This is a genomic window from Streptomyces sp. PT12 (assembly GCF_003311645.1).
In the GTDB taxonomy this organism is placed as follows: Bacteria; Actinomycetota; Actinomycetes; order Streptomycetales; family Streptomycetaceae; genus Streptomyces.
In genome coordinates this window covers 61,651-80,566 of sequence record NZ_QEST01000014.1, presented here as the reverse complement: position 1 = coordinate 80,566, position 18,916 = coordinate 61,651, and the positions used below count along the sequence as shown (strand labels likewise).

At 73.1% G+C, this 18,916-nt stretch carries 17 protein-coding genes; 4 read left to right on the top strand and 13 right to left on the bottom strand.

The annotated features are described in order from the left end of the window. Positions 1-29 precede the first annotated feature (29 nt). Together DEH69_RS01110 and DEH69_RS01105 are read right to left on the bottom strand one after the other, a co-directional pair. Positions 30-1,433 carry an aldehyde dehydrogenase gene (locus tag DEH69_RS01110; protein ID WP_258534373.1) on the bottom strand — a complete coding sequence of 468 codons (1,404 nt, stop codon included), beginning with the start codon at positions 1,431-1,433 and terminating at the stop codon, positions 30-32. A 34-nt stretch (positions 1,434-1,467) separates the two neighbouring features. Continuing rightward, complete coding sequence (locus tag DEH69_RS01105) at positions 1,468-2,835, bottom strand: glutamine synthetase family protein (protein WP_113685119.1); 1,368 nt, start codon at positions 2,833-2,835, stop codon at positions 1,468-1,470. 96 nt (positions 2,836-2,931) lie between these two features. On the opposite strand from DEH69_RS01105, the gene DEH69_RS01100 reads away from it, so the two are divergent. From DEH69_RS01100 to DEH69_RS01090, 3 genes are all read left to right on the top strand, one after another. After that, positions 2,932-3,699, top strand: coding sequence for a FadR/GntR family transcriptional regulator (locus tag DEH69_RS01100; protein ID WP_113684950.1), 768 nt, complete (start codon positions 2,932-2,934; stop codon positions 3,697-3,699). A 158-nt stretch (positions 3,700-3,857) separates the two neighbouring features. Continuing rightward, a complete protein-coding gene (gene eat, locus DEH69_RS01095; RefSeq protein ID WP_113684949.1) occupies positions 3,858-5,279 on the top strand; it encodes an ethanolamine permease in 1,422 nt (473 codons plus the stop codon). Positions 5,280-5,293: 14 nt separating this feature from the next. Further along, positions 5,294-5,983, top strand: a complete 690-nt coding sequence (locus tag DEH69_RS01090) for a gamma-glutamyl-gamma-aminobutyrate hydrolase family protein (RefSeq protein WP_113684948.1) — start codon at positions 5,294-5,296, stop codon at positions 5,981-5,983. Positions 5,984-6,246: 263 nt separating this feature from the next. Here DEH69_RS01090 and DEH69_RS01085 read toward each other — a convergent pair whose 3' ends face one another. Then, positions 6,247-7,455, bottom strand: a complete 1,209-nt coding sequence (locus tag DEH69_RS01085) for a cation:proton antiporter (RefSeq protein ID WP_113685118.1) — start codon at positions 7,453-7,455, stop codon at positions 6,247-6,249. A gap of 165 nt (positions 7,456-7,620) precedes the next feature. On the opposite strand from DEH69_RS01085, the gene DEH69_RS01080 reads away from it, so the two are divergent. After that, positions 7,621-8,553 (top strand): 5'-3' exonuclease, encoded by a 933-nt coding sequence (locus DEH69_RS01080; protein ID WP_181727198.1) that lies wholly within the window; start codon positions 7,621-7,623, stop codon positions 8,551-8,553. A gap of 33 nt (positions 8,554-8,586) precedes the next feature. Here the strand turns inward: DEH69_RS01080 and DEH69_RS01075 are convergent, their stop codons facing one another. The 10 genes from DEH69_RS01075 to pafA form a co-directional block, all read right to left on the bottom strand. Then, on the bottom strand, positions 8,587-11,397 hold the full coding sequence (locus DEH69_RS01075) for an RNA helicase (RefSeq protein WP_113684946.1): 2,811 nt from the start codon (positions 11,395-11,397) through the stop codon (positions 8,587-8,589). Positions 11,398-11,445: 48 nt separating this feature from the next. After that, positions 11,446-12,360, bottom strand: a complete 915-nt coding sequence (locus tag DEH69_RS01070) for a diacylglycerol kinase (protein ID WP_113684945.1) — start codon at positions 12,358-12,360, stop codon at positions 11,446-11,448. A gap of 5 nt (positions 12,361-12,365) precedes the next feature. Beyond that, positions 12,366-13,289, bottom strand: a complete 924-nt coding sequence (tatC, locus tag DEH69_RS01065; RefSeq protein ID WP_113685117.1) for a twin-arginine translocase subunit TatC — start codon at positions 13,287-13,289, stop codon at positions 12,366-12,368. A gap of 74 nt (positions 13,290-13,363) precedes the next feature. After that, the gene (gene tatA, locus DEH69_RS01060; protein ID WP_113684944.1) at positions 13,364-13,639 is read right to left on the bottom strand and encodes a Sec-independent protein translocase subunit TatA; all 276 of its coding nucleotides are present in this window, start codon (positions 13,637-13,639) and stop codon (positions 13,364-13,366) included. A gap of 131 nt (positions 13,640-13,770) precedes the next feature. Beyond that, positions 13,771-13,998: a hypothetical protein gene (locus tag DEH69_RS01055; RefSeq protein WP_113684943.1), complete on the bottom strand. Its 228-nt coding sequence runs from the start codon at positions 13,996-13,998 to the stop codon at positions 13,771-13,773. Between the two features lie 2 nt (positions 13,999-14,000). Next, positions 14,001-14,969 carry a YafY family protein gene (locus tag DEH69_RS01050; protein WP_113684942.1) on the bottom strand — a complete coding sequence of 323 codons (969 nt, stop codon included), beginning with the start codon at positions 14,967-14,969 and terminating at the stop codon, positions 14,001-14,003. A 16-nt stretch (positions 14,970-14,985) separates the two neighbouring features. Next, positions 14,986-15,939 carry a YafY family protein gene (locus DEH69_RS01045; protein ID WP_113684941.1) on the bottom strand — a complete coding sequence of 318 codons (954 nt, stop codon included), beginning with the start codon at positions 15,937-15,939 and terminating at the stop codon, positions 14,986-14,988. Positions 15,940-16,019: 80 nt separating this feature from the next. Continuing rightward, positions 16,020-16,394 (bottom strand): FKBP-type peptidyl-prolyl cis-trans isomerase, encoded by a 375-nt coding sequence (locus DEH69_RS01040; protein WP_113685116.1) that lies wholly within the window; start codon positions 16,392-16,394, stop codon positions 16,020-16,022. 55 nt (positions 16,395-16,449) lie between these two features. Next, positions 16,450-17,442: an FKBP-type peptidyl-prolyl cis-trans isomerase gene (locus DEH69_RS01035; RefSeq protein ID WP_113684940.1), complete on the bottom strand. Its 993-nt coding sequence runs from the start codon at positions 17,440-17,442 to the stop codon at positions 16,450-16,452. Positions 17,443-17,546: 104 nt separating this feature from the next. After that, the gene (pafA, locus tag DEH69_RS01030; protein WP_113684939.1) at positions 17,547-18,908 is read right to left on the bottom strand and encodes a Pup--protein ligase; all 1,362 of its coding nucleotides are present in this window, start codon (positions 18,906-18,908) and stop codon (positions 17,547-17,549) included. Between the last annotated feature and the right edge of the window lie 8 nt (positions 18,909-18,916).

The window sequence follows — 18,916 nt, the reverse complement described above, 5'->3', positions numbered from 1 at the left end:
CGGGGGTTGGGCCTTCGGTCGGGCGTCCGTCAGGCGTCGGTGGCGAGGAAGACGTTCTTGGTCTCGGTGAACGCGGCCAGCGCGTCGGGGCCCAACTCCCGCCCGAGCCCCGACCGTTTGAAGCCGCCGAAGGGCGTGCTGTAACGCACGCTGGCGTGCGAGTTGACCGAGAGGTTCCCGGCCGCGACGGCGCGGGAGACGCGCAGGGCGCGGCCGATGTCGCGGGTCCACAGGGAGGCGGCCAGGCCGTAGTCGGTGGCGTTGGCCAGGCGGACGGCGTCCTCCTCGTCGTCGAACGGCATGACGACGGCGACCGGGCCGAAGATCTCCTCGGCGGCGGCCCGCTCACCCGCCGTGTGGGCCTCGAGCACGGTGGCCGGGTACCAGTAGCCTGGGCCTTCGGGGATGGCGCCGCGGATGGCGGCCGGCGCGTCATCGGGGACATAGGAGCGGACGCGCTCGCGGTGGGCGGCGGAGATGAGCGGGCCCATCGCGGTGGCCGGGTCGGCGGGGTCGCCCACGGTGACGGCGCGCACGGCTGGTTCGAGCAGGGCGAGGAAGCGGTCGTACGCCGGGCGCTGCACCAGGATGCGGCTGCGGGCGCAGCAGTCCTGGCCCGCGTTGTCGAGGAACGACGCGGGCGCGGCGGCCGCCGCGGCCTCGATGTCGGCGTCGGCGAAGACGATGTTGGGGCTCTTGCCGCCGAGTTCGAGGGTGACGGGCTTCACCTGGGCGGCGCAGCGGGCCATGATGCGCCTGCCCACGGCGGTCGATCCGGTGAAGACGACCTTGGCGACGCCCGGGTGGTCGACCAGGGCCTCGCCCGTGACGGGCCCGGGGCCCGGCAGGACCTGGAAGAGCCCGTCGGGCAGCCCGGCTGCCTGCGCGAGCACTTCGAGCGCGAGCGCGGTGAGCGGGGTGGCCTCCGCGGGCTTGAGGAGGACGGCGTTCCCCGCGGCGAGCGCGGGCGCGGTGCCCCAGGCGGCGACGGGCATGGGGAAGTTCCACGGGGCGATCACCGCGACGACGCCGAGGGGTTCGGCGAAGGTGATGTCCACGCCGCCCGCCACCGGGATCTGGCGCCCGGTCAGCCGCTCCACTCCCCCGGCCGCGTAGTCGAGCAGGTCGCGGACGTTCTCCGCCTCCCCCAGGGCGTCGGCCACGGGGTGCCCCGCCTCCTCGACCTCGGTGCGGGCGAGGTCGTGGCGCGCCTCGTCGACGGCGACGGCGAACCGGCGCAGCTGCCTGGCGCGTTCGGCCGGGGCGAGCGCGGCCCAGCGGCGCTGGGCCTCGGCGGCGCGGCGCACCGCGGCGTCCACCTCGGCCGGTGGGGTGTCGGGGACGGTGGCGATGACGCGCTCGGTGGTGGGGTTGACGATCTCGCGGGCCTTCGGCTCCTCGGTGGTCCCCGGCGCTTCGGTCTTCCGCGGCACGGCGTTGCTGGTCCTCACGGGCGTCGCTGGTCCTCTACATGCGCTCGAAGGAGCGGTAGCGCTCCCAGTCGGTGACGGCGGTGTCGTACGCGTCCTGCTCGACGCGGGCCATGGTGCGGTAGTGGTCGACCACATCGTCGCCGAACGCCGCGCGCGCGGCCGCGCTCCCGGCCCACAGCGCGGCGGCGTCGCGCAGCGTGGCGGGGACCTGCTCGGCGTCGGACGCGTAGGCGTTCCCCGTGCAGGGCTCGGGGAGTTCGAGGCGGCGCTCGACGCCGTGCAGGCCCGCGGCGATCATTCCTGCGACGGCGAGGTAGGGGTTGACGTCGCCGCCTGGCAGCCGGTTCTCCAGGCGCAGGGACGGGCCATGTCCCACGACGCGCAGCGCGCATGTGCGGTTGTCGGGGCCCCAGGCGACGGCGGTCGGGGCGAACGAGCCGGGGCGGAAGCGCTTGTAGGAGTTGATATTCGGCGCGTGGAGCAGGCTGAACTCCCGCAGCGTGGCGAGCTGTCCGGCGAGGAAGTGGCGCATGGTGTCCGACATCCCGCCCGGCGCGGCGGGGTCGGCGAAGACGGGGGCGCCATCGGCGTCGCGCAGCGAGAGGTGGACATGGCACGAATTGCCCTCGCGCTCGTCGTACTTGGCCATGAACGTGAGCGCGACGCCCTCCTGCGCGGCGATCTCCTTGGCGCCGGTCTTGTAGACGCTGTGCTGGTCGCACGTGGTGAGCGCGTCGGCGTAGCGGAACGCGATCTCGTGCTGGCCAAGGTTGCACTCGCCCTTGGCGGACTCGACGGTCAGTCCCGCGGCGCCCATCTCGTTGCGGATGCGGCGCAGCAGGGGCTCGACGCGGCCGGTGCCGAGGATCGAGTAGTCGACGTTGTACCGGTTGGCCGGGGTGAGCCCGCGGTAGCCGGTGTCCCAGGCGCGCTCGTAGGTGTCGGTGAAGACCATGAACTCCAGCTCGGTGCCGACGAACGCGGTCCAGCCGCGCTCGGCGAGGCGGTCGAGCTGGCGGCGCAGGATCTGGCGCGGCGACGCGGTGACGGGCGAGCCGTCGTGCCAGGCGAGGTCGGCGGTGACCATGGCGGTGCCGGGGTGCCAGGGGACACGGCGCAGCGTCGCCGGGTCGCCGCGCAGCGCGAAGTCGCCGTAGCCCCGCTCCCACGACGCCATGGCGTAGCCGTCGACGGTGTTCATGTCGGCGTCGACGGCCAAGAGGTAGTTGCAGCCCTCGGTGCCGTGGTCGAGGACCTCGGCCAGGAAGAACGGCGCGGCGAACCGCTTGCCCTGGAGTCGGCCCTGCATGTCGGTGAAGGCGAGGACAACGGTGTCGATCTCGCCGCGTTCGACGAGGACCCGCAGCTTGTCGGTGGACAGCGGGGGCGTGCGCCTCGCCACGTCGTTCGCCACGTCAGCGGCCTCCTGTCGGTTCGCCCTGAGGCCATAAGGTATCCATGCGGACCATTGATTGGGAAGGAGGGCGGGCGCGGGCGCATGGCTGGGAGACGTCGAACGGACGAGGGCGGGGACGCGCCGCCGCCCGACCGCCTGGCGGGGGCGCTGCGCCCGGTGCGCGCGGGGAACGGCTTCGAGGAGGCGCTGGCCCAGATCCTCCAGGTGCTGCGGCTCGGCCTCGTGCCCGAGGGCGGCAGGCTGCCCGCGGAGCGCGAGCTGGCCGCGCGGCTCGGGGTGAGCCGGGTGACGCTGCGCGAGGTGCTCAGGGCGCTCGCCGACGAGGGCCTGGTGGAGAGTCGGCGCGGCCGCTACGGAGGAACGTTCGTGCGCGGCCGTGGCGCGGCGGGCGGCGGGTCCCCGGCCTGGCGAGGGCGGATCGCGGGGGTCGACGTCGGCGTGGACATGGAGGACACGCTGCGGCTGCGCGAGGTGCTCGACGTGGGCGCGGCCGGGCTGTGCGCCGACGACGGGCCGAGCCCCGAGGCGGCGCGCAGGCTGCGGGCCGCGCTCGCGGCGACGGGTGAGGCGCGCCCCGCGGAGTACCGGCGCGCGGACACGCTGCTGCACCTGACGCTCGCCGAGCTCTCGGGATCGCCTTCGCTGGCCGCCCAGTACGCGGCGGTGCGCGCGACGCTCAACGAGCTGCTCGACCGCATCCCGCTGCTCGTGCGCAACCTCGAGCACTCCCAGGCCCAGCACGCCGCGCTCGTCGACGCGGTCACCGAGGGCGACGCGGACGGCGCGCGCGAGGTGATGCGGGAGCACTGCGCCGGAACGGCCGCGCTGCTGCGGGGATTTCTCTCCTGAGCCGTCCGGCGCTCCCACGGCGAGCCGTAACCGCCGCTTAACGCCCCGGGTCTTGCGCCGCGGCTGGCGAGCCGCAATGGTATGCGCCCAAACCATTGACCCACCCCCCTGGGTTCCCCATCCATCGCGCGGCGTCGCGGAGCGAGGCAGGAGCGGCCATGACCGACACCCCTGAGGACGCCTATCTCCGCCGCCGCGCGCTGCGCGCGGGCAGCGCGGGCCCCCTGCTGCTGACCGGCCTCGGCGTGGCCTATGTCGTCTCGGGCGACTACGCGGGCTGGAACTTCGGCCTGGCCGAGGGCGGCTTCGGCGGCCTGGCCATCGCCGCCGTGCTGATGGGCCTGATGTACACGTGCATGGTCTTCGCGCTGGCCGAGCTCGCGGCCATCCTGCCCACGGCGGGCGGGGGTTACGGCTTCGCGCGGCGCGCCCTCGGCCCCTGGGGCGGCTTCCTGACCGGGACGGCGATCCTCATCGAGTTCGTGCTGGCCCCCGCGGCGATCTCCATCTTCATCGGCGACTACGTCGAGTCGCTCGACCTCTTCGGGCTCACCTCGAGCTGGCCCGTCTACCTGGGCTGCTTCGTCGTCTTCCTGGCCATCCACCTGTGGGGCGTCGGCGAGGCGCTGCGCTTCAGCCTGGTGGTGACCGCGATCGCCGTGGCCGCGCTGCTGATCTTCGCGATCGGCGCGTTCGCCGAGTTCGACGCGTCGGGTCTCGACGACATACCGGTGGACGGCGACGCGTTCGGGTCGAGCGCGTGGCTGCCGTTCGGGCTCATGGGCATCTGGGCGGCGTTCCCGTTCGGCATGTGGTTCTTCCTCGGCGTCGAGGGCGTGCCGCTGGCCGCCGAGGAGACCAGGGACCCGGCGCGCACCCTGCCAAGGGCGATGGCCTGGGCGATGGGGATCCTGCTGGTCCTGGCCGTACTGACCTTCCTCGCCGCGGCCGGGGCGCGCGGCTCCACGGCGGTGCAGGACGCGGGCAACCCCCTGGTGGCCGCGCTCGAGCCGGAGGGGGAGACGACGGCGCTGAGCCGCTTCGTCAACTACGCGGGCCTCGCCGGGCTCGTGGCCTCGTTCTTCTCGCTCGTCTACGCGGGCTCGCGCCAGCTGTTCGCGCTCTCGAGGGCCGGGTACCTGCCGCGCTTCCTGTCGCTCACCAGCCGCCGCAAGTCGCCCTACCTCGGCCTGCTGATCCCGGGCGCGCTGGGCTTCGGCCTGGCCGCGGCGACCGGCGACGGCGCGCGGATGCTCAACGTCGCGGTGTTCGGCGCGACCATCTCCTATGCCTTCATGACCCTCTCGCACATCGTGCTGCGCCGCCGCGAGCCCGAGCTGCCGCGCCCCTACCGGACGCCGGGCGGCGCGGTGACCTCGGGTGTCGCGTTCGTCCTCGCGCTCGCCGCGCTGGTGGCGACGTTCCTGGTGGACCGGGACGCGGCGTTCATCGCGCTCGGCGTGTACGCGGTGGCGGCGGGGTACTTCGCCTTCTACAGCAGGCACCGGCTGGTGGCCGCAGCCCCCGAGGAGGAGTTCGCCGCGCTCGCCGCGGCCGAGGCCGAGCTGGCCCGCGACTGAAGGGAGTCCCGCCCGTGAGCGGCCCGTTGATCGGCATCAGCACCTATCTGGAGAACGACGCGCGCTGGGGCGTGTGGCGCCAGCCCGCGGCCCTGCTGCCCGCCGCCTACCACCGGCTGGTGCAGCGGGCGGGCGGCGTCGCGGCGCTGCTGCCGCCCGACGACGCGCCCGCGGTGGCGGCGTCCCTGGTGGCGCGCCTCGACGGCCTGGTCATCGCGGGAGGGCCCGATGTGGACCCGGCGCGCTACGGCGCCGAACGCGACCCGCGCACGGGCCCGCCCGCGCCGGAGCGCGACGCGTGGGAGCTCGCGCTGATCGAGGCGGCGCTGGCCAGCGGGCTGCCGCTGCTCGGCGTCTGCCGCGGGATGCAGCTGCTCAACGTGGCGCTCGGCGGCACCCTGCGCCAGCACATAGCGGGCCACACGGGCGCCCCTGGCGCCTTCACCGAGCACAAGGTGACCCCGGTCCCCGGCACCGCGCTCGCCCAGGTCCACCCCGCCCCCGTCTCGGTCCCCGCGTACCACCACCAGGCGGTCGACGCCCTCGGGGAGTCGCTGATCCCCTCGGCGTTCGCGGAGGACGGCACGGTCGAGGCCGTCGAACGCCCGGGCGGCGACGGCTTCGTGCTGGCGATCCAGTGGCACCCGGAGGCGGGGGCCGACGCCTCCGTGGTCCGCGCCCTGACGAGGGCGGCCACGGTCTGAATCCGTGCGAGCGGCGCCTCAGCCGCGCACACGTCGGACGCCGCGGCCGCCGTCGAAAACGCGGTCGCACCGGTCGCACTGCACCGGGTCGCGCCCGTAACGCCTCCGCCGCCTCCGCGGGCCACGCCGGGCGCGGCAGCCCGCACCCGGCGACCAGCGCGCGTTCCAGCTCGGCGAACGCGGCGCCCTGCGCCTCGCTCAGCGACGGCACGAGCGGCACGAGCGGGACGAGCGGGACGAGGCGCCGCGCGCCCCTCGGCGCCTCACCGCTCCTTCCCGGCTCCCGCGAGCTCCTCCGCGGGCTCATCCTCCTCCCGCCCCTCGGCCGCGGCGGCCTTGCCGCCCGGCAGACAGCGCGCCAGCCAGTGCGAGCGCCCTGCGGCCAGCGGCGCGACCACCGCCAGGATCAGCACATACCCGGCGATGAACGGCGAGAGCCGGCTGTCGAGCCCGGCCGCCGCCGCCATGGTGGCGAGGATCAGCGCGAACTCGCCGCGCGCGAGCAGCGTGGTGGCGACGTTGGCCGTGGGCTGCGGCCCGAAGCCGTAGATCCGCGCGGTGAACAGCCCGGCCAGCACGTTCATCGTCACCGTGATCGCGACGGCGATCAGGACCGGCCAGATGACGAGCGGCAGGTCGCCTGGGGCGATGGACAGGCCGAAGGCGAAGAAGAAGATCGCGGCGAACGCGTCCCTCAGCGGGTGCACCAGGTCCCTGATGCGGTCGCCGGATCCGGTGTTGCCCAGGATCAGGCCCACCATGAACGCCGCGATCGCGTCAGCGACCCCGACCTTCTCGGCCACCCCGGACACCAGCACGGCCGCGCCGAGGAAGGAGATGACGAGCAGTTCGTTGTCCTTGGTGGCGAACAGCCGCCCGATCAGCCCGGTCCCCCAGCGCGCCGCCACCGCGAGCAGCACCAGGAAGCCGAACGCCTGCCCGATGTCGAGCAGTGTCCCCGTGACGCCGTCGGCGCCCGAGATCACCGGCTGGAGCGCGGCCAGGTAGAGGGCGAGGAAGATGTCCTCGACCACGATGATGCCGAGGATGGGCCGGGTCTCCTTGTTCCCGATACGGCCCGCGTCGACAAGGATCTTGGTCACGATCGCGGACGACGAGATCCCCAGCACGCCGGCGAGCACCAGCGCCTCTGAGGTGCCCCAGCCCAGCGCGAAGCCGAAGCCGAGTCCTGCCCCGACGTTCAGCAGCAGATAGGCCGAGCCCGCGATGGCCATCTTGCGGCCGCCGGTCCTCAGGTCGTCCATGTGGAATTCGAGGCCCAGGTAGAACAGCAGCAGCACCAGGCCGAGGGCGGAGAGCATCTCCAGGTCGTGTGCGTCCTCGATCAGCACATACCCGGGGGTGTTGGGGCCGAGCAGGATGCCGGCCAGGATGAACAGCGGAATCGTCGGCAGACCTATGCGGCCCCCGAGGCGGGCGAGGAAGGCGGCGGCCACGAAGGCCCCGCCCATGGCGAGCAGCGTGTCGGCGTGTCCCAATGGCGCACTCCTTGGCGGTCGGATGGCTCGGTCACGACATGACGGTCAAGGGAGCGTCAAGAAAGTGTCAATATTTAGCTTACCAAACGAAAGTATGTGGGAACAGCGGTGCCCGTCCGCCTGTCAGTGCCGTGCGGCATGATCCGGGGTGTGACCGGACGACTGATGCTCCTCGACACCGCCTCGCTCTACTTCAGGGCGTACTTCGGCGTACCCGACTCCGTGCGCGCCCCCGACGGCACCCCGGTGAACGCCGTGCGCGGGCTGCTCGACTTCATCGCCAGGCTCGTCACCGACCACAGGCCCGACGACCTGGTGGCCTGCATGGACGCCGACTGGCGCCCGGCCTGGCGCGTGGAGCTGATCCCCAGCTACAAGGCGCACCGGGTCGCCGAGGCGGCCCTCGAAGGCCCCGACACCGAGACCGTGCCCGACACGCTCTCCCCCCAGGTGCCGGTCATCGAGGACGTGCTCGACGCCATCGGCATTGCCAGGCTCGGCGCCCCGGGATTCGAGGCCGACGACGTCATCGGCACCCTGAGCCGCCGCGCGCGGGGCCCTGTGGACATCGTCACAGGCGACCGCGACCTCTTCCAGCTGATCGACGACGCCCGCGGCGTCCGCGTGCTCTACCCCGTCAAGGGCATGGGCACCCTGGCGTCCTTCGACGAGGCGGCGCTGCGCGAGAAGTACGGCGTGGACGGCCCTGGTTACGCCGATCTGGCGCTGCTGCGCGGCGACCCAAGCGACGGCCTGCCCGGCGTGCCCGGCATCGGCGAGAAGACCGCGGCCAGGCTGCTCGCGCGCTATGGCGACCTGGCGGGGATCCTGGCCGCCCTCGACACCCAGGACCGGGCGCTCACCCCGGCCCAGCGCAGGCGGCTCACCGAGGCGAAGCCCTATCTGGCCGTCGCCCCCCGGGTCATCAGGGTCGCCGACGACGTCCCGCTGGCCGACCACGACGCCGCGCTGCCCGGGGCCCCGCGCGATCCGCGGGCCCTGGACGCCCTGGCAGCGCGCTGGGGCCTTGGCGGCTCGCTGACGCGGCTGCTCGCGGCCCTGCGCCGCTGACCCCGACCGCCGGCGGGCGCGAAGGCGCGCGGCTCAGCCCACCGAGCTGTACGCCACGACGCCCCGCAGCATCGCGTCCACGGCCTTGCGGGCGTTCCCCCGCACGGTGCCGCCCTCGGGCGCCGCGGCGGCGATCTGCCCCAGCACGTCGATGACCTGCTTGCACCAGCGCACAAAGTCGCCCGCGGGCATGTCCGCGTCGCGCAGCACCTCGTCGAGGCCGTGCCCGCGCGCCCAGCGGTAGGCGGGCCACGCGAAGCCCAGATCCGGCTCCCGCTGCCCGACGCCCGTGGCCTGGCTGATGCTGTGCTGGTCCTCCAGGGCGTCGAGGCGACCCCAGATGCGCACCATGTCGGCCAGCGCCTCCCGCGCGCGCCCGCCCGGCAGCTCGGGCGCGGGCGCGTCGTCGGCCGACCGCGCCTCGTAGACCAGCGCCGACGCACACGCCGCCAGCTCCGCGGGCCCCAGGCCCTCCCAGACGCCGTCCCGCAGGCACTCGCTTGCCAGCAGGTCGAGCTCGCCGTAGAGCCTGGCCAGCCGCCTGCCGTCCTCGGTCACCTCGTCGTCCCGCAGATACCCCAGCTCGGACAGCAGCGCCGCCACCTGGTCGAACGTCCGGGCGATGGTGTTCGTCCTGCCCTCGATCCGCCGTTCGAGCTGACGGGTGTCCCGCGCGAGACGGTGGTACCGCTCCGCCCAGCGCGCATGGTCCTCGCGCTCGGCGCAGCCATGGCACGGATGCGTCCTGATCGCCGCACGCAGCCGCGCGATCTCGGGGTCGTCGGCGGCCGCCGCCCGCTGCTTGCGGTGCCGCCGCGGCACGACGTGCCCCGCCTTGGACCGCAGCGCGGAGGCGAGATCGCGCCGCGACTGCGGGCTGCGGGGGTTGAACGAGCGCGGGATCCGCATCCGGTCCAGCGGCTCGACGGGCGCGGGGAAGTCGATGGAGGCCAGCCGCTTGACCTGCCGCTGCTCGGTCAGCACCAGAGGGCGCGGCCCCTCGTGGAACTCCATCCCGCGCCGCCCCGCGCTGCGCCCCGCCGGGATGCCGGGGTCGAGCACCAGCGCCAGACCGGCGAACTTCCCGGTCGGCACATGGATGATGTCCCCCGGCTTGAGCTGCTCCAACGACGTGTGCGCCGCCGCCCTGCGCTGCGCCACGCCCTGCCGTGCCAGCTCCGCCTCCCGGTCCTTGAGGTCCTGCCGCAGCCGCGAGTACTCACCGAAGTCGCCCAGGTGGCACGTCATCGCCTCCCGGTACCCGGCGAGACCCGTCTCGTTCCGCCGCACCTGCCGCGAGATCCCGACCACCGACCGGTCGGCCTGGAACTGCGCGAACGACGTCTCCAGCAGCTCACGCGACCGGTGCCGCCCGAACTGCCCCACGAGGTTGACCGCCATGTTGTACGACGGCTTGAACGACGACCGCAGCGGATACGTCCGCGCCCCGGCGAGACCCGCGAGCGCCGCCGGGTCCATCCCCCGCTGCCACAGCACCACCGCGTGGCCCTCGACGTCGATCCCGCGCCGCCCTGCCCGCCCGGTCAGCTGCGTGTACTCGCCCGGCGTGATGTCCGCGTGCTGCTCGCCGTTCCACTTGACCAGCTTCTCCAGCACGACCGAACGCGCGGGCATGTTGATCCCGAGCGCCAGCGTCTCGGTCGCGAAGACCGCCTTGACCAGCCCGCGGACGAACAGCTCCTCGACGATCTCCTTGAACGTCGGCAGCATCCCCGCGTGGTGCGCCGCGATGCCGCGCTCCAGACCCTCGAGCCACTCGAAGTACCCCAGGACGTGCAGGTCCTCGTCAGGGATCGCCGCCGCCCTGCGCTCCACGATCTCCCGCACCCGCGCCCGCGCCACCGCGTCGTTGAGCCGCAGACCGGCGTGCAGGCACTGCTGCACCGCCGCCTCGCAGCCCGCGCGGCTGAAGATGAACGTGATCGCGGGCAGCAGCCCCTCGGCGTCGAGGCGGTCGATCACCTCGACCCGGCTCGGCGTGTAGACCCGCGCGCGCTGCCGCCGCTCGCGCTCCCGGTCCGCCGCCCTGCGCCGGTCCCTGCCGTTGCGGTAACGGTCGCGCGCGCCCCACGTCCTGGTGTTCTCCAGGCGGGCCATGCGCAGCAGGTCGGGGTTGACCTCGCGCTTCTCGCCCGACTCCTCGAAGAGGTCGTACAGCCGCCGCCCGGCCAGCACATGCTGCCACAGCGGCACGGGCCGGTGCTCGGAGACGATCACCTCGGTGTCCCCGCGGACGGTGTCGAGCCAGTCGCCGAACTCCTCGGCGTTGGAGACGGTCGCCGAGAGCGACACCAGCGTCACCGACTCGGGCAGGTGGATGATGACCTCCTCCCACACCGCGCCCCTGAAGCGGTCGGACAGGTAGTGCACCTCGTCCATGACCACATAGCCGAGCCCGGTCAGCGCGGAGGAGCCCGCGTACAGCATGTTCCGCAGGACCTCGGTAGTCATCACGACCACGGGGGCGTCGGCGTTGACGCTGTTGTCCCCCGTCAGCAGGCCGACGCGGTCGGCGCCGTACCGCTTGACCAGGTCGGCGTACTTCTGGTTCGACAGGGCCTTGATCGGCGTGGTGTAGAAGCACTTGCGGCCCTGGTCGAGCGCGAGGTGGACGGCGAACTCGCCCACGATCGTCTTGCCCGAGCCGGTGGGCGCCGCGACCAGCACGCCCTTCCCCGCCTCGAGGGCCTGGCACGCCTCGATCTGGAACGCGTCAAGACCGAAGTCGTAGAGCTCACGGAACGGGGCGAGCGCGGTGGCCTGCTCGGCGGCGCGCCGCTTGGCGGCGGCGTACCGCTGCGCAGGGGAAAGGTGGTCGGTCATTGTGCCTACGAGCCTACCGGCCCCACCCCCCGCCGACCCGAGGACTTCTCACCCCCCCGAGCCCGCCCCCGGGGGCGGCGCGAGCAGCCGCAGGGCGCCGGGCACGCACCTGGCCGCGAGCGGCAGCGGGCCGAGCGATTCGCCGTCGGCGTAGCCCGTGACGCCGGGGGCGTCCAGCTCCACGCGGGTGGCGGTGAACACGGACACCGCGGGGTGGCCGAGGTGGGTGCCCCGGTAGACGCGGGGGTAGACGCGCACCAGCGTGGTCCTGCTGACGGGGCCAACCACCGTCACCGTGAAGTGCCCGTCGTCAGGTCTTGCCCCGGCGCAGATCCGCAGCCCGCCGCCGTAGCTCGGCCCGTTCCCCACGGCGACCAGCGTGATGTCCCGCTCCCACCACGGACCGCCGTCCAGGCGGATCCGGCAGGGCACCGCGTGCAGCGCGGCCAGCTCGGCGAGCACCGCCGCGTCGTACCGCAGCCTGCCGCGCGGCCAGCGCATCCGGTTGCCGCGGTCGGTGACGCGGGAGTCGAAGCCCGCGGCCAGCACCCCGGCGAACCACGTCTCCCCCACCCGGCCCAGGTCGACGCGGCGGCTCGCGCCCGCCGCGAGGGCCTCGGCCACCAGGGTGGCCGAGGCCTCGGGGGCGCGTATCGGCAGCCCGCAGGCGCGTGCGGTGTCGTTCCCCGTGCCCGCGGCGACGATGCCGAGCGGCGTGGCGGTCTCCGCGACGGCGCCGAGCGCGAGCGAGACCACGCCGTCCCCGCCGACCGCGACGAGCGCCCCCGTGCCGTCGGCCACCGCCTCCCGCGCGCGGCGCGCCGCGTCGGGCGCGTCCTCGCCGGTCACGGCGCGCACCGAGAACCCCGCGGCCCGCAGCACGCGGGCCGCGCCGAGGGCGGCGCGCGCGCCACCGCCCCGGCCCGCCGCCGGATTCACCAGCAGCGTGATGTCATCGCCCACGCGCGTCAGGTCGCGTCGTCGAACCCGTTGACCCGGGATGAGCCCCCGTCGTCGCGCGACGCCGACACCGACTCCACCGGCTCGATGGCCGACGGGGTCAGGTCGAGGTCGGACGCCTCGTCGTCGTCGAGCTCGGCGTCGGGGTCGTTGCGCTGGCGACGCCGGTCGTTGAGCAGGGCGATGCCGCAGGCGATGAAGTAGAGGCCGGTGACCGGGACCTGGAGGGCGATCATCGACATCAGGTCGGTCGGGGTGATCGCGGCCGCGAAGATCGCGATGCCGAGCACCATCCAGCGCCACCAGCCGAGCATCCGCTTGCCGGTGACGACGCCGCCGAGGTTCAGCAGGACGAGCAGCAGCGGCAGCTCGAAGGAGAGTCCGAACGCGAACGCCATCCGGATCGTGATGTCGAGCAGTTCCTCGACGGTCACGAGGTTCTGCACGCCGTCGGGGCTAAAGCCGAGCAGCACCGGGATGGCCCGGGGCAGCAGCCAGTAGGCGAAGTAGACGCCGCTCAGGAACAGCGGCACGCCGACGCCGACGACCGCACGCGCGTACTTCTTCTCGTTCCTGTGCAGGCCGGGCGCGATAAACGCCCACGCCTGGTAGAGCCAGACCGGCGCGGCGCCGATGAGGCCGACGAGCAGCGAGACCCGGAAGTAGGTGGCGAACGGCGAGGTGAGGCCCTGCTGGGTGAGCTGGGTGTCGCACTGCCGCACCGCGTCCGCGGTGTCGTTGACCTCCTCGCAGTCGGGCATCAGATCCGTGAGGATCTCCATGATGTCCCTGGCGAAGAAGAGCGCCACGATGGTGATCGCCAGCACCGCGCCCACCGAGATGGCGAGCCGGTTGCGCAGCTCACGCAGGTGCTCGGTGAGGGGCATCCGCCCCTCGGGGTCCTTCTGCTTCTTCCGCGCGGCCTTGGGCACCGGCACGTCCTCACCTCAAGGGGCGGCCGGAACCCGTCCGGCCGCCCGACCTCACTCCTGCCACCGGTGGGGCGTCAGCCCTGGGCGCTGCGCTTCGGCTCGTCCACGGGGCGGGCGCTCTCGGTGTCCCCTGGGGCGGCCTGGATGGTCCGCTGCGCCAGCGGCGCGGCGTCCGCGGGCTCCCCGGCGTCGCCCGCCTTGCCGTCCTTCTTCAGGGCGGCCGTCTCGCTCTTGAGGATGCGCATCGACTTGCCGAGCGAGCGCGCGGTGTCCGGCAGCCGCTTGGACCCGAAGACGATCACGACGACGAGGAAGACGACCAGCAGGTGCCAAGGTGAGATCGAGCCCATATCGTCCGTCTACTCTCTCATCCGGGGAATGACCTTCGTGCCGCCCGGACACGGTCATTCCGGATCGGCCGACACACGAGCAGCAATCTTAACGCGCAAGGGTGAACGCAAAGCAATGCCCGCGCATCCGCCTATTCTTCCGGGCTGTTCCCGCCGTACGTCCGCCGTACACTCCCCCCGCGCGCCGCAAGCGGCCGCGCCGAGCGCTCAAGGCGGTCGGCCGCCGCGCCGATCCGTTCGGCGCCCTCGCCCACCGCGCGGGCGAAGCGCCGCACCTCGATCCCCACGCGCACCGCGAGCACTCCGAGCACGGCCACCCCGCAGAACGCGAGCACCAGCTGCGTCATCGGCCAGAACACCGCTACGCCACCTCCCCGTACAGCTCGAGCGCGGCCCGCGCCGCCTCCCGCGCGCTGTCCGCGAGCTCGGGCGGCGAGACGATCCGCCCGTCGCCGCCGAGCCGCAGCGCGAGCCGGCGCAGCGTGGCCGGGTCGGGGGTGCGCAGCGTCACGCGCAGGCCACCGTCGGGCAGCTCGTCGGCCGCGTCATGCGGGTAGTACTCCGCGACCCAGCGCCCGCCAGGGCCGACCTCGATCACCACCTCGGGATCGCTGGGCGCGGGCTGCACAAGCCCCTCGCTCAGATCCCGGGGCTCCACGGGCGGCGGGTCGGCGGGCACGTCGAGCAGCTCGATCCTGGCCACCCGGTCGAGGCGGAACGTCCGCCGCGCCTCGGTCCTGCGGCACCACGCCTCGACATAGGTGTGGCCGACCGCGAAGAGCCGGATCGGGTCGATCTCCCGGTCGGTCAGCTCGTCGCGCCCCGGCGAGTAGTACCTGATGCGCAGCCTGCGGCGTTCGGTGATGGCCCGGTCCACGTCGGCGAAGACCCCGCCCTCCGCCTCGAACGTCACCGAGAGGCGCGAGCTGGCCCCCGCGCTCTCGCCCGCGGCCGTCTCCAGCTTGGCGGTGGCCCGCAGCAGCGCGTCCCTGTCGCCGTCGCGCAGCCCCGGCAGCGTGGCCACGGCGCGCGCGGCGACCAGCAGCGCGGTCGCCTCGTCGGCGGCGAGCCGCAGCGGCTGCCCGGTGCCCGAGCCTACGGCGTCCGCGTTGTGCCACCAGATGTGCTCGCCGTCGGTGTCGATGTCGAGCAGGTCCCCGCCCCTGAAGCTGGTGCCGCACATGGGCAGCACATTGAGGTCGGAGATCAGCTCGTCGGACGAGATGCCGAACGCCCGCGCCACCTCGTCGACGCGCGCGCCCGGGCGTTCCCTCAGATAGGTCACCAGGGAGAGCATCCGCCGGGTCCGGTCGATGGCGGTCGTCGCCATGTCAGTCACTCACTCCCTAGCCCTTGGCCACGGCCCGCAGCCGGTCCACCACGTCCGCCCGCAGCTCCGCGGGCTCGAGCACGATCACATCGGGGCCGAACTCCGCGAGCCAGGCGCCGAGACCGTGCCCGTAGGGGATCTCGAGCTCATCCCACTCCCCGTTCACCGGGGTCGCCTCGGTGGCCCGGGCGCGCAGCGGGTATCCCGCGTCGGCGCGCAGCCGGATCCGCGCCTGCCCCGTGGCGTGCTCCCCCGCCCAGCGCGCCACGCTCTCCCTGACGGCCACCTGCCCCGGCACCTCGGCGGTGAACGTCCCGAGCCGCGACTTGACCCGCCCGACGATCCGGGAGAGCCGGAAGACGCGCACCGCGCCCCGGTCGCGGTCGAAGCCCGCCAGATACCAGTGGCCGCGCCAGCACTCCAGGGCCCACGGCTCGACCTGCCGGTTCTCCGGCTTGGCGGCGTTGGACTTGCGATAGGCGAACGTCACGGGCCTGCGGTCCCGGCACGCGATCATCAGCGGCTCGAACGCGGCCTCCCCCGCGGGCACGCGCGGCTCCAGCGCGCCGTACCCCTCGGGCTCCTCCTCGGCCAGCGGCATCCCGGCGGCCCGCAGCTTCTGCAACGCCCCGCTCGCCGCGCCCGCGAGCCGCGCCTGCTGCCACACCCGGGCGGCCAGCACCAGCGCGGCCGCCTCCTCGGCGTCCAGGGTGACGGGCGGCAGCTGGTTCCGGTCGCGGCGCGCGACATAGCCGATGTCGCCCTCGACGCTCTCGACGGTCTCGATGACCATGCCGAGCTCGCGCAGGTCGTCCTTGTCACGCTCGAACATGCGGTTGAACGCGTCCTCCGACGTCACCTCGAGATAGGCCTCGATCGAGGTACGCAGGTCCCGCTTGCTCAGCGGGCGTCCGGATCCCAGGAGGCACAGGGCAAGGTTCATCAGCCGCTCGGCCTTGGCAATCGCCATCGACGCGTCGCCCTCTCTCCTCAACGCGGTGGGCCCACCCCCGAAGGGATGGGCCCACCGTACCGCTTGTGACGATCGGCTCAGACCGAGAACAGGTCGCAGACGAAGATCAGCGTCTCCCCCGGCTTGACGCGGCCACCGCCAGCGCCCGCGTCCCCGTAGGCCAGGTGCGGCGGGATGGTCAGCTGCCGCCGCCCGCCGACGCGCATGCCCTGCACGCCGCGGTCCCACCCCGGGATGACCTGCCCGGCGCCCAGCTGGAAGCGCAGCGGCGTGCCGCGGTTCCAGCTGGCGTCGAACTCCTCGCCGCTGCTGAACGCCACCCCGACGTAGTGCACGGAGACCTCGGCCCCCGCCTCGGCGACGGGCCCGTCCCCCTCCCAGATCTCCTTGATCTCCAGATCGGCGGGCGGCTCGCCCCCGGGGAAGTCCACCTCGGGCTTGTCGATGTTCACCACAACTCTCCTGTCGGACTCTCGTACGTCTCGCGGGCGGTGGACGCGCGCGGCGTCAGACCAGGCCCACGATGTCCACGACGAACACCAGGGTCGAGCCCGCCGGGATGGCCCCGTTGCCCGCCTCCTGCTCGCCGTAGCCCAGGTCGGGCGGGATCACCAGCAGCACCCGGTCGCCCACCTTCTTGCCGACCAGCCCCTCGTCCCAGCCAGGGACGACCGAGCCCGTGCCGATCTGGAAGCCCGAGGGCATCTCACGCTCCCACGACGAGTCGAACTGCTCCCCGCCGTCCCACAGCACGCCGGTGTAGTGGGCGATCAGCCCGTCCCCGGCCTCGACCACGGGCCCCTCACCCTCGATGAGGGTCTGCTGCCGCAGCTCCGACGGCGGGTCCTCGCCCTCGGGAACGGTGATCGTGGGGCCCGCGTCGCCGACCTCCACCTCGGGCAGGCCCTCATCGACCGCCGCCTGGTCGCCCTCGGCGTGCGCGGCCGGGTCGACGTCGGACGCGGCCGCGATGTCGAAGACCCAGACGACCCCGTCGTCCTCCTCGATCCCCGCCTGCGCCGCGCCGGGGCCGAGCATGTCCGAGACCGGACCCTCGACCTGGACCCGGCTGCCGACCTTCGTACCCACCAGGGGCGTCGTCGCGGCCTCGGGCATCGACGCGGCGGCGCCCACCTGGACCACGAACTGGGTCCTGGGGGCGTCCTCGGGCGCCTGGGGGTTGCCGTTCCAGGTGTTGAGCAGCTCCATGTCGGCCTCGAGGACCCTGCCGACGACATCCACCCGAAGGAAGTCCCCGTCCTGGACCTCGTCGCCGTCCCCCTCCGAAAGCACCTCCACGACGGACTCGGAGCCCGCCTGGGCCCCGTCCTCGAGCGTGATCTCCGGCGGCTCGCCAGCCTCCCCCGTGACGGTGGCCACCGGCCCTTCCGGATCGGAGGACTCCGACCCGCCGTCGTCGGAGCCGCAGGCGGCGGTCAGCAGCAGGGCGGGTACGGCAAGCACCACCACGAGGCGGCGCGCTCGTTCGATCGGGATCATGAGTCCAACTCGGGATAGACGAGGGCGGGGGCGGGACCCCACTGGTCCCGCCCCACCCTACGGCCTTCGCGCGCGACGCCGGCGGGCGCGCCGCCGGACGCCGGTCACATCCCCGCGATCAGCTTCTCGACCCGCTCGTCCACCGAACGGAACGGGTCCTTGCACAGCACGGTCCGCTGCGCCTGGTCGTTCAGCTTCAGATGAACCCAGTCCACGGTGAAGTCGCGCCGCTGCTCCTGGGCGCGGCGGATGAAGTCGCCGCGCAGCCGTGCCCTGGTGGTCTGCGGGGGGACCGACTTGCCCTGGAAGATCTTCAGGTCGTTGCAGATGCGCTGCGCCTGGCCCTTGCGCTCCAGCAGGTAGTAGAGCCCGCGGCGGCGATGGATGTCGTGGTACGCGAGGTCTATCTGCGCGACCCGCGGGTGCGACATCGTGAGGTTGTGCTTGGCCCGGTACCGCTCGATCAGCTGGTACTTCATCACCCAGTCGATCTCGGTGTTGATCTTGTCGAGCTCCTGCGCCCTGATGGACTCGAGGGCGCGGCCCCACAGCTCGAGGACCTGCTCGGTCACCCCGGTGCGCATGCCGCGCCGCTCGCAGAAGTCCAGGGCCTTCTCGAAGTACTCCTGCTGGATCTCGAGCGCCGACGCCTCGCGCCCCGTGGCCAGCCGCACCTTGCGCTGGCCCGTGATGTCGTGGCTCACCTCGCGGATGGCCCGGATCGGGTTCTCCAGGGTGAGGTCGCGCATCACGGTGCCCGCCTCGATCATCCGCAGCACCAGGTCGGTGGCCCCGACCTTGAGCAGCATCGTCGTCTCCGACATGTTCGAGTCGCCGACGATCACATGGAGCCTGCGGTACCGCTCGGCGTCCGCGTGCGGCTCGTCCCTGGTGTTGATGATGGGCCGGGAGCGGGTCGTGGCCGAGCTGACCCCCTCCCAGATGTGCTCGGCGCGCTGGCTGACGCAGAAGACCGCGCCGCGCGGCGTCTGGAGCACCTTGCCCGCGCCGCAGATCACCTGCCGGGTGACGAGGAACGGGATCAGCACGTCCGCGAGCCGCGAGAACTCCCCGTGTCGGGCCACCAGATAGTTCTCGTGGCAGCCGTACGAATTGCCAGCGGAGTCGGTGTTGTTCTTGAACAGGTAGACGTCGCCGGCGATCCCCTCTTCGTGCAGGCGCCGCTCCGCGTCGACGAGAAGCCCTTCGAGAACGCGCTCGCCGGCCTTGTCGTGGGTGATGAGCTCGGTGACGTTGTCGCACTCGGGGGTGGCGTATTCGGGGTGCGAACCGACATCCAGATACAACCGGGCGCCGTTGCGCAGGAACACATTGCTGCTCCGGCCCCATGACACGACTCGGCGGAAGAGGTAACGGGCCACTTCGTCCGGAGACAGCCTGCGCTGGCCACGGAACGTGCAAGTGACGCCGTACTCATTCTCCAGCCCGAAGATTCGGCGGTCCATGAGTGAAC